At 60.3% G+C, this 10,068-nt stretch carries 6 protein-coding genes and 1 pseudogene; 4 read left to right on the forward strand and 3 right to left on the reverse strand.

The genetic code is table 11. The features are described 5' to 3' along the window. Positions 1-73: 73 nt before the first annotated feature. A complete protein-coding gene (locus tag BVER_RS09920; protein ID WP_083452118.1) occupies positions 74-1,138 on the reverse strand; it encodes a hypothetical protein in 1,065 nt (354 codons plus the stop codon). Continuing rightward, the gene (locus BVER_RS09925) at positions 1,135-2,397 is read right to left on the reverse strand and encodes a hypothetical protein (protein ID WP_050453152.1); all 1,263 of its coding nucleotides are present in this window, start codon (positions 2,395-2,397) and stop codon (positions 1,135-1,137) included. Before BVER_RS09925 ends, BVER_RS09920 begins: the two co-directional genes overlap by 4 nt. Before the next feature lie 702 nt (positions 2,398-3,099). On the opposite strand from BVER_RS09925, the gene BVER_RS09930 reads away from it, so the two are divergent. The 4 genes from BVER_RS09930 to BVER_RS09945 all read left to right on the forward strand — a co-directional run bounded on the left by BVER_RS09930 (position 3,100) and on the right by BVER_RS09945 (position 9,734). Next, positions 3,100-3,927: a DUF932 domain-containing protein gene (locus BVER_RS09930; protein ID WP_050453153.1), complete on the forward strand. Its 828-nt coding sequence runs from the start codon at positions 3,100-3,102 to the stop codon at positions 3,925-3,927. Between the two features lie 77 nt (positions 3,928-4,004). Beyond that, positions 4,005-6,056 carry a ParB/RepB/Spo0J family partition protein gene (locus tag BVER_RS09935; RefSeq protein WP_050453160.1) on the forward strand — a complete coding sequence of 684 codons (2,052 nt, stop codon included), beginning with the start codon at positions 4,005-4,007 and terminating at the stop codon, positions 6,054-6,056. A 313-nt stretch (positions 6,057-6,369) separates the two neighbouring features. Further along, the gene (locus tag BVER_RS09940) at positions 6,370-7,566 is read left to right on the forward strand and encodes an HlyD family secretion protein (RefSeq protein WP_050453154.1); all 1,197 of its coding nucleotides are present in this window, start codon (positions 6,370-6,372) and stop codon (positions 7,564-7,566) included. 5 nt (positions 7,567-7,571) lie between these two features. After that, on the forward strand, positions 7,572-9,734 hold the full coding sequence (locus BVER_RS09945; protein WP_198155212.1) for a peptidase domain-containing ABC transporter: 2,163 nt from the start codon (positions 7,572-7,574) through the stop codon (positions 9,732-9,734). 149 nt (positions 9,735-9,883) lie between these two features. Here the strand turns inward: BVER_RS09945 and BVER_RS09950 are convergent. After that, positions 9,884-10,068: pseudogene (locus BVER_RS09950) on the reverse strand (IS5/IS1182 family transposase); the annotation flags it as partial.

Consider the following 10,068-nt stretch of genomic DNA (forward strand, 5'->3'; position numbering starts at 1 on the left):
GCTATATCAACACCGATGGCGCAGAATGATGGTGACCTCATACGGACACCGCAGATATCGCGACGTATCGCGTTTATGGTTGCTCGACCGCTTGAGCTTCGGAAAACATGACCCGATCGATGCCCCAGAAATCCAGCAGGCAGAAGAGCATGCCGCGCAATTCGGTACTGGCGTTCTTATGAGGCATGAACTGCCGGGCCATCGCAAGCTGTTCGAATTCCCGCGCTACAGTGAACAGCGTTCGTGCAACGTCATTTTTGGAAAAATACTCGCCCAGGATTGCCGTGTTGAGTTGGGCGAGTTGTTTCTCGACGCTGGTTTTGACCTGCCGCGAGATGGTTTGACCGTCCTTGGCATGCTGCTCAACCAGACCCATCGCCACGTTCAGCACTTTCTTGAGGCCCGCGCTTCCTCTGGATCCGTAGGTGAAACCATCTTTGATGAGCGCGCTGCGCTCCACCTGCTCATGAAACGAAAGCTCCTTCATGGCAAAGTCCACGGCAACGGCAATAAAGGAACACAGCAGATAAAGGCAGCGCAAAGCCGTTTCACGCTGCGTGCCCTTGACGATCGCCTGCTCGGCGAAGAACCGGGCCTGATCGAGCCACTGGTTGCAGCTGTCGAAGGATAACGATCGGGCCAGCAGGCTTTTGGAAAGCGTGAGGCGTCCACGCCAGTCACCGTCAAGTTTGCTGAACGAGTAATCGTTGATCCTCGCAAACAGCTCTTCGTCAGAAAGCCGCGTGCCATTAGGGTCGTCGGTATGGTTGAGCTTGTTGAGGAACGCCCCGTCGAGCACGACCACGCCCAGTTCCCGACCGAAATCCTTGACCTCCTGTCGTTTGTCCGTGGTGGCCACGATGGCATTCGTTGCCTTCGTCGCGACCCGCAGCCCCTGTACCCAAAAAATGTGCTCGATGGCTTGCGGCGTCTTCTTGTTCTTCGCATCCACCAATGTCACTTCGCGGGACACCGACGAAGTCCGGCTGTAGAGCCAGAGGTCGATGTCCGTCACATCGAACCGCTCATAAACAAATGGCACGCCCCGGACGACATAGTAGCCCGCCTTGAGGAAATAGCTGCGCAACAACTCTTCCATTCGCGGACCCTTGAGCAGCGGGCTTGATTGTGCGCTCACAGGCCACCTCCCGTGCGCAGGATCGCAATCATGTCGTTGGTGGCCTTTGGGTTTCTTTTTGTCTGCGCTCTGCGGACCTTCTCCCGATTGGCCTCCGGACCATTAAAGGTGGTGACCGCCGCGCTCGGCAAGGTGTTCAACGAATGTTCGCTCACGTCTCCCTGGCGAATGGCTTGCAGCGCGAGTTCGCCCACTTCGGTTTTCAGGAGGCGGAGCATCGGTCCGGTTCGTCCCTTTTTCGATCCCTGCTTGACCTCCACGACGCCTTTAAGCTCAAGCACCTTATAGTCTTCTCCGATGGCCGCGACCGGGCCCACCCGTTCACCCCGAACCAGGGCGCTCAGCAAAGCGTCCACCGCTTGAATCTGCCCCCGCGCATAAGGGCTCTTGGTCATACCGTAGGTTACCGAACTGACAAAAGCCTTTGCGAGGTCGAATGCATCGTCAATCATCGAATTGCTGAACTTCGAGAAGGCCGATGGCAGCGTCAGGAATCCGGCATCTTCGGTCGAATTGCTCACCACACTGATGTCGAAAAGGCCGATAGCCGTGATCTTCTGAAAAAGCGCGTCGCCGAGAAATTGCTTGGCGTACTCAACGCCGACGCCCGCGCGCTTTTTCAACATCTCCGTCAATTCATTCAATTTCGATTGCTCCGCCGGTTGCAGGGCATTCAGCACGGCCATGATTTTCGATGTGGTTTCGCGCCGGAACAGATTGCCATTGAACAGCAGCGTTTCGTTTGCGCCGAGCTTTTCAGCATCGACAAATCCGATCTGCTCGGCATCGGACATCAACTGGTTCAACTGCGCCGTGGCAAGCTGATAGGTATCGGCGAGATCGTCGGCAACGTCTCGCACGAGGACCGGCGACTGAGACGCACGTTCCGCAAGGGCGATCGACGCGGTTTCGCTCGGCGCCGGCGCCAGCGTGTCGAAAAGGTCCGCAGTGTGCTGCAACGCGCTGGCCGTCGTCACGTCCAATACGGCGACGCCCGTGGACGAAGTGTCGATCAATTGCTGCCGCTTCAGAACATCGATGAGCGTGGGCAACTCGAAGGTCGTATTGATATTGGCTGCCGTCGCGAGCACATGCTGGCGATCCTGATTGACCGTCACCTGTCGGTTTGCAGAAATGGCAGAGAGCAACAGTCCCGCTTTGCCCGCGAGATAGGTTTTCTCATAGCCCGCCTGGTTGGTCACGCCTTGCAGCTTGTTCGTATGGTGGATGAGCCACGATCCCTTGGTCTTCTTGTCCATGCCATTCCCCGTTATCGCCCAGTGGTGTCTCCGCGGACCATCGCGGCCGCTATCGACTGCCCGTTTTGGAGAGGTGATCTTTCCATCACATGAATCAATTGTGCCACCAAACCGATCGTCGATGGCCCACTGCCTGGCACGCCCCACCATCATGCCGACGGCGGCCCAGGGCCATTCGCACAGAAGCGAGTCGCGCCGTGGCTCGTACATCAGCGGAAGGATCGGAGGGGCGTCCCCGGCCGAGGATCGGCCGGTCGCGCTGCTCCAGGTTCGCTATTCGCTCATCCCTGACGGGACTGGCGTTCGCCAGCCATGCACATCGCTGACGCCTCCGGCCCGGCTTCCTGATCCGGGCCTGCGCGCTTCGCTTGCCTGGGGTCCGCGCCGCCAGCCAGGTGCCTGTCCCGCCGTTTTCTCCTGACTTCATCACCGTGTCCGCGACTGTAGCCCACGGCCGGAGGCCGTCAAGGCGCGCCGGGCCGTGTCCTCGGCTGCGCCTGCGGGCCGCACCAACCCGGCGCTTCTCTCCTTGCCGTCCCCCGACCGCGCGCTCCGGCCGTCGCGGGCGATGAACTCAGGAAAACGGTGGCAACGAGGCCGGCCCAGGGCCTCCGCACCGACCCCACCGAAAAGCCGAAAGGCGGGCTCCGAATCTAGGAATCCGGTGGCGGTTTCAACGACAGCCAATCTTGGAGAAAGACCATGCAACTTGCATCCCGCTTCGCATCCCGTTCCCCGGTCCTGCGCGCCGATCATCCCTTGTCGGACGATCAAATCCGCACCGTAGCCCCGTCGATCTTCGCGGCGTCTCCCCACGAAAGCCGCTCCGACCGCTACAGCTATATTCCCACCGCCGCCGTCCTGACGGAACTCCGCAAGGAAGGATTTCAACCCTTCATGGTGGCGCAGACGCGCGTGCGCCACGAGGACCGCCGCGATTACACCAAGCATATGATCCGGCTGCGCCATCCGAGCCAGATCAACGACGCCGAAGCCAATGAGATCGTGTTGCTTAACTCCCACGACGGGACCAGCAGTTATCAACTTCTGGCAGGTCTCCTGCGCTTCGTCTGCCAGAACGGACTGGTGTTCGGCGACACCGTGGCGGACGTTCGCGTGCCGCATAAGGGCGATGTCGCAGGCCATGTGATCGAGGGGGCGTATGAAGTCCTGAACGGCTTCGAGCGTGTGCGGGCATCGCGCGATGCCATGCGCAGCGTCACGCTGGACGCGGACGAAGCCGATGTGTTCGCCCATGCCGCGCTCGCGCTCAAATATGACGACCCCGTCAAGCCTGCACCGATCAGCGAACGGCAGGTGCTCGCCCCGCGTCGGCATGACGACGACCACCGCGATCTGTGGTCCGTCTTCAACCGTACCCAAGAGAATTTGTTGCGGGGCGGTTTGTCCGGGCGCAGCGCCAGCGGACGCCGCCAGCGCACCCGGCCCGTGCAGGGGATCGACAACGATATCCGCCTGAACCGCGCCCTGTGGATGCTTGCCGATGGCCTGCGCCAGTTGAAAGCCTGAACCCTCCCGGAGGGGCTGTCACCGTCCGGCCCCTCCATGTCCTCGCTGATGTTTCATTCATGAATGGAAATACGATCATGTCTCATGTCACGCAGACCCGTGATGTCACGTCGGACGCCGCACTGGAAATTGCCGATCCGGCTAAGAACCTGATCCTCGTGCCGCTCGGGCAGTTGCTCGCGCGCCGTTCGAAGCGCAACGCACGCCGATCGCCACGCCAGTCCATTGCCGAACTGGCCGCCAGCATCGGACGCGTCGGTTTGCTGCAAAATCTGATCGTCATCGCGACCGCCGATGGCGAACATTATGAAGTGGTGGCCGGTGACCGCCGTCTCACCGCCTTAAAGTTGCTGGCGAAAAAGAAACGCATCGCCCCTGAATTCGATGTGCCGTGCCTGCTGGTGGCGGACGCATCCGCGCGCACCGTCAGCCTCGCCGAGAATCTGTTGAAACAGTCCATGCACCCGGCCGACGAGTTCGAAGCTTTCGCCGCGCTGGTCCGCGAGGGCCGCCCCGTCGAAGACATCGCCGCTGATTTCGGTGTGTCACCGCTGGTGGTGCAGCGTCGCCTGAAACTGGCGAATGTCTCGCCACGCCTGATGGCCGACTATCGGTCCGGGAGCGTCACGCTCGAACAATTGATGGCGCTGACCATCACCGACGATCACGCCGTACAGGAGAGCGTCTTTTATGGCACGCCGGATTGGCAGCGGAACGCACCGGCCTTGCGGGCGCGTCTGACCGAACGCGATATCGACGCCACGGACGCGCGAGCGCGCTTCGTGGGGCTGGATGCCTATGTCGCGGCGGGTGGCGGGGTGCGTCGCGATCTCTTTGCGACCGACGAGGATGATCAGACGCTGACCGACGCCGCCTTGCTCGATACGCTGGTGCGCGACAAGCTCGCCAGCCTCGCCGAGGCCGTGCGGGCTGAAGGCTGGGCATGGGTGGAGGCCGTGCCGCATCTGAGCTTTGCGGAACGGCAGGTCTTTCACACCGCACCGGTCCGGCATCGCGACGCGACCCGGCGTGAGGCGCGGCGCATCGCATCGCTGCAACACCGTCTCGACGCGCTCGAAGTCAAACTGGAAGCCGCTTTTGATGCCGAGGACGAGGAGCGAGTGGAAGCCTTGCAGCCCCGCCGCGTGCAGATCGTCGCGGAACTCGACGCCATCGAGAACGCCCTGAAAGACTATGCGCCGGATGTGCTCGCCATTGCCGGGGCGATCGTTACGCTCGATCGCGACGGTCAGGCCATCATTCATCGCGGCCTGCTGCGCGAGGCTGAGGCCCGGGCATTACAGACGCTCGAACGCCTGCGGCAGGGCTTCAATGGGAACGACGACAGCGACGATGAGGATAGCGAGGCGGGTGCCGAAACGCTAAAAGTCGCCACCGTTTCCGACCGCTTGGCGCAGCGGCTCAGCGCCCATCGCACGGCGGCGCTGCAAATCGAAGTCGCGCGGCATCCGCATGTGGCCCTCGCGGCGCTGGTGCATGACATGGTTCATACCGTCTTGCAGCCCGATATCGATGCCGACGACGTGCCGTTGGGCGTGCGTTTGAGCGTGCCGGACCGGTTGGAAGGACTGGCCCCGGACTGGCCCGAGTCGCCTGCCGCCGTCGCGTTGCGCGAGGCACGGCAGGTCGCACGCGAGGCGGTGACTCAAGATGGTGCCGACCTTTTCACCGTGCTGCGGGCGAAGTCGCAGGACGAACTGGTGCGACTGCTGGCGGTCTGTGTCGCGTCCACCGTGGACGTGGTGACGCCACGCGCCACGCCGCACCAGCCCGGCGTTGCGTTGGCGGAGGCCGTGGGGCTCGACATGGCGGCATGGTGGAAGCCGACCGCTGACGGCTATTTCCAGCACATCGCCAAAGCGGCGATACTGGAGGCCGTGAAAGCGTTCGCGCCATCGCAGGTGCACCGACTGGTGAAGCTCAAGAAGGCCGACCTCGCCCGCGAAGCTGAACGGCTCGCGGAAGGGACTGGCTGGATGCCTCCGGTCTTCGGCGTCGAGAACAGTAGCGACACCGCCGCCCCGGACGGGGCGGCCCCGGTATGCGATGACGCACCGGAAACGATGGAAGGCGAGGATCAGGCGCAAGCGCACGCTCTGGCTGCGTGATCGGGCATGGAGCGCCCCGGCCGTCGCCGGGGCGCTTCGGCTTGTTCGACATTCGGACCCGCGAAAAGCCTGCACGCATCCAAGAATAATCGCGAATGATGTTTTCAAAATCGCTCGCTGGCCGTGAAACTCATCCTCAGTAAGTCGCTTAGCGCGCATCCTAAGTCTCGCCAACTTCGATCGGCAATTTTCCATCCAATATGGATGATGTTTTTTTGTTGCGGAAGATTTCGGGATATGTATCTCTTTGACGGTGCGGGGGGGCTATGAATGTCCTTGTATCGTTTGGAAGCGCTGAATAGTCGTAGGCGACTTGAGGGGGGAGATCCTTCTAACCCGATCGCTGTCGCTATGGGCCATCACTGCTTTACTGGTTGCGATTACGTCAACTTTAGCGCTTTGGGCGGCGTTGGGAAGCTACGCACGAATCGAGACGGTGCCGGGGGCCTTGATTCCCGACGGTGTTTTATCAAAGGTCTATTCAGACAAGCCGGGTCGTGTTGTCTGGTTGGGCGTCAGGGAGGGTGATGTTGTTCGCCGGGGCCAGCCTCTCGCGACGGTCCAAGTCGAGCAGAACCTTGCGAACGGTCATTCCCCTAATGACGAGCGGTTGGCGTCAGTCGCCGAACAGGCTCGTTTGACGAAGAGCGAACTACGTTACGAGGGCGATCGGACGGCGACGGAGCGGGCGCGATTGGAGCGCCTCTTAGATGAGCTTGGTCAGGAACGTGGTGTACTGGATGCACAGCTTGTGCTTCAGAAGCAGGCGGTGGCTTCGACGAGGTCGTCTTTCGACGCGATCACGCCACTGGTCGAGAAGGGGTTCGAAACGAAGTCGGACTATGAGCGCCGGAGGCAGGAGTGGCTGACGACAGCAACCCAGCTTCAGACGCTTATCCAGCAGATTTCGCAGCTTGTACAGCGTCGGAGTCAGGCGGAGTCGGAACTCGCAAAGCTACCTGTGGAACACGCCAGTAAGGTCGCCGACCTTCACAACTCCCTCTCCGAACTCGATCAGCGCAGGATCGACATTGAAGGTGCGAAATCGTTCCTGATCACCGCACCGGTTGCCGGACGTGTCACGGCCGTGCAGGCGATGCCGGGCCGCAGCAGCGATGGTCGTCTACCCATGCTGTCCATCGTGCTCGAAGGCGCGCGTATGCAGGCAATCCTGTTCGCGCCGTCCCGTGCCATCGGCATGGCGCGACCGGGGCAGGAAGTCCGGTTGATGTACGACGCCTTCCCATATCAGCGCTTCGGAAGCTCAACGGGGCGCATCCTGGCTATCTCTCACTCCGTGCTCGCTCCCGACGAGGTGGACGCACCGGTGCGGCTTCAGGAGCCGGTGTATGAGATGCGTGTCGCCATAGAAAAGCAGAGTGTCGAGGCGTTTGGGCAGGCTCTGCCGCTTCAACCCGGCATGACGCTGAATGCGGACGTCGTTCTGGACAAGAGGTCTTTCTTGGATTGGGTGCTCGAACCTCTACGCGCAGTGAGAAATCGCGGATGAGCGACATGGCTCTCGCCTTCTCCCGCCGAGGACGCACGCCGATGATCCATCAGGACGAGGCGGCCGAGTGCGGCCTCGCTTGTCTGGCGATGATTGCGTCCCGGTACGGTCACGATGTCGACCTGCTCGCGCTGCGGGCGCGGTTCGGGATCAGCATCAAGGGCATGACGCTCAAGACGCTATTGCGGATTGCCGAGCAGCTTCATCTAGACACCCGTCCGTTGCGTTGCGACACTGAAGAATTCGCCGAACTTGAGCTACCGGCGATCTTGCATTGGGATTTCAACCACTTCGTCATGCTTACGAAAATCCGAGGTATCGGAGAGGGCCGCCGATACGTCATCAACGATCCTGCGACGGGTGAACGCGAAGTATCCACAGGGGAGATTTCGGCGCGTTTCACGGGCGTGGTGGTTGAGGCGAAGCCATCGCTCGCGTTTCAGAGACGGCAAGAGAGATCAAAGCTCTCGCTATGGCAGCTTTGGAGTAAGGCGCCGGGTCTAGGAGGCGCTCTCGCCCGCATCCTAATCCTGTCGTTGCTGATTGAGATGTTCGCGCTTGCTGCTCCCTTCTATTTACAGATGGGGCTCGACAGCGTCATTCCGTCCCACGATTTAGGCTTTCTCACTGCTCTGGCACTTGGGTTCGGTGCGCTCGCGATCCTCTCGCAGTTGACCAGTTTCGTGCGCAGCTGGGCCGTTATTAGCTTATCGAACGAACTGGGTTATCGGCTCGTATCAAATATCTTCCGTCATCTGGTGCGCTTGCTGATCGGCTGGTTTCAGAGGCGTTCAGTCGGTGACGTGCTGACGCGCTTCAACGCGTCGCAACCCGTGACGGACTTGCTTGGAAACGGCCTCGTTCAAGCTGTGATCGATGGCTTGATGACGATCGTCACGCTCGTTTTGATGCTTGTCTATTCTCCGCTTTTAACGGGTGTGACCATAGGGGCTCTGTCGCTCTATATGGCGCTGCGATTTTCATTTCTCGGCGTCCTGCGGATGCGCAACATCAGCGTGATCCAAGCTCAAGCGCGCGAGCAGGCTGCGCTGATCGAGACGATTCGAGGGATCACGCCGATCCGGCTCTTTGGGCGTGAACAGGAGCGTCTTAGCATATGGCAGGCGAAGCGCGTGTCCGTGGCGAACGCCAATATAAGGATTGCCCGCCTACAGGCTTTGTTCTCATCGGCGAACACCACTGTCATGGCGCTCGAAAACGTCCTATTCGTTTATCTCGCTATCCGCCTAAATCTCGACGGCGGGTTCACGATAGGCATGATCACCGCCTATGGCGCGTATAAGCAACAATTTCTGTCTGCGAGCCTAAATGTTGTCGGAAAATTGATAGATTACAAGATGCTGGACGTCCAGCTAGCCCGCATAGGCGATATCGCGCTGACAAGTCCCGAGCCTGCCGCATCGATCGGCAATCCGGTCGCGCCGATAGAAAGTATCGAGCTACGGAACGTGCATTTTGCTTACGGACCGGGGGAGCCCAATGTGCTGGCAGGTATGGATCTGGTCATAAAACCCGGAGAGACGCTGGCGATCGTCGGCGCTTCCGGCAGCGGTAAGACTACGCTGCTGAAGGTCCTGCTCGGTCTGATCTATCCAACCGAAGGAACGCTGCTGATTAACGGGAAGATATTGACAGCGGGCGCTCTCGCTTCCTTTCGGGAACGAGTTGGATCGGTGATGCAGGACGATACGTTATTTGCCGGCTCGATAGCGGAGAACATCTCCTTCTTCGATCCCCAGATCGATCAGGAGCGTGTCGAGGACGCTGCCCGCCACGCGATCATCCACGACGACATCATTGCGATGCCCATGGGGTACGAGTCGCTGGTCGGCGACATGGGGTCCGCGCTTTCGGGAGGGCAGAAGCAGCGAGTTTTGCTTGCTCGCGCTCTATACCGTAGACCTCAACTTCTTGTGATGGACGAGGCGACGGCCCATCTTGACGCGGCCAACGAAGCGAAGGTCAACGAGTCGTTGAGGAAACAGGGCGTGTCATGCGTCATCGTAGCTCACCGGAGTAGCACGATCGCGATGGCTGACCGCACGGTCGAGATCCGAGCTGGCGTGCTGATCCCGGGTGCGCCTTCACCGTCCGGCGCGTCGATCGTCTCGGCGCAAACGAAACTCAATCATGGCGCATCAGTTTAAAACTTCGCCAGCATTTATGAATAAACAATCTTAGCTTAAGTTCATTCGTCAGTTATATGTAAATCGGTATTTAGATAGTCTGATCTGCAAAATTGAATTTGCCGGAATGGACCCGACGACGCAGTCTGGTGCAGACGTAAACGCACATCTCAGCCAGGTCTGCAGCGCACGAGTAGAGGTTGAGGCATGACGTTGAGCTGAAAACGCGCCCACGCGAGCAGCAAAAAGAATATAGGGCCAAGGCCCAGACGAACGATCGCGCGCAGCAGCCAGCGCAGGTTGTAGCCGGCCGCACACAGCACCGCATGCAGCGCGTCGCCGGTTTGCCCCTTGA

This window comes from Candidatus Burkholderia verschuerenii (assembly GCF_001189365.1).
In the GTDB taxonomy this organism is placed as follows: Bacteria; Pseudomonadota; Gammaproteobacteria; order Burkholderiales; family Burkholderiaceae; genus Caballeronia; species Caballeronia verschuerenii.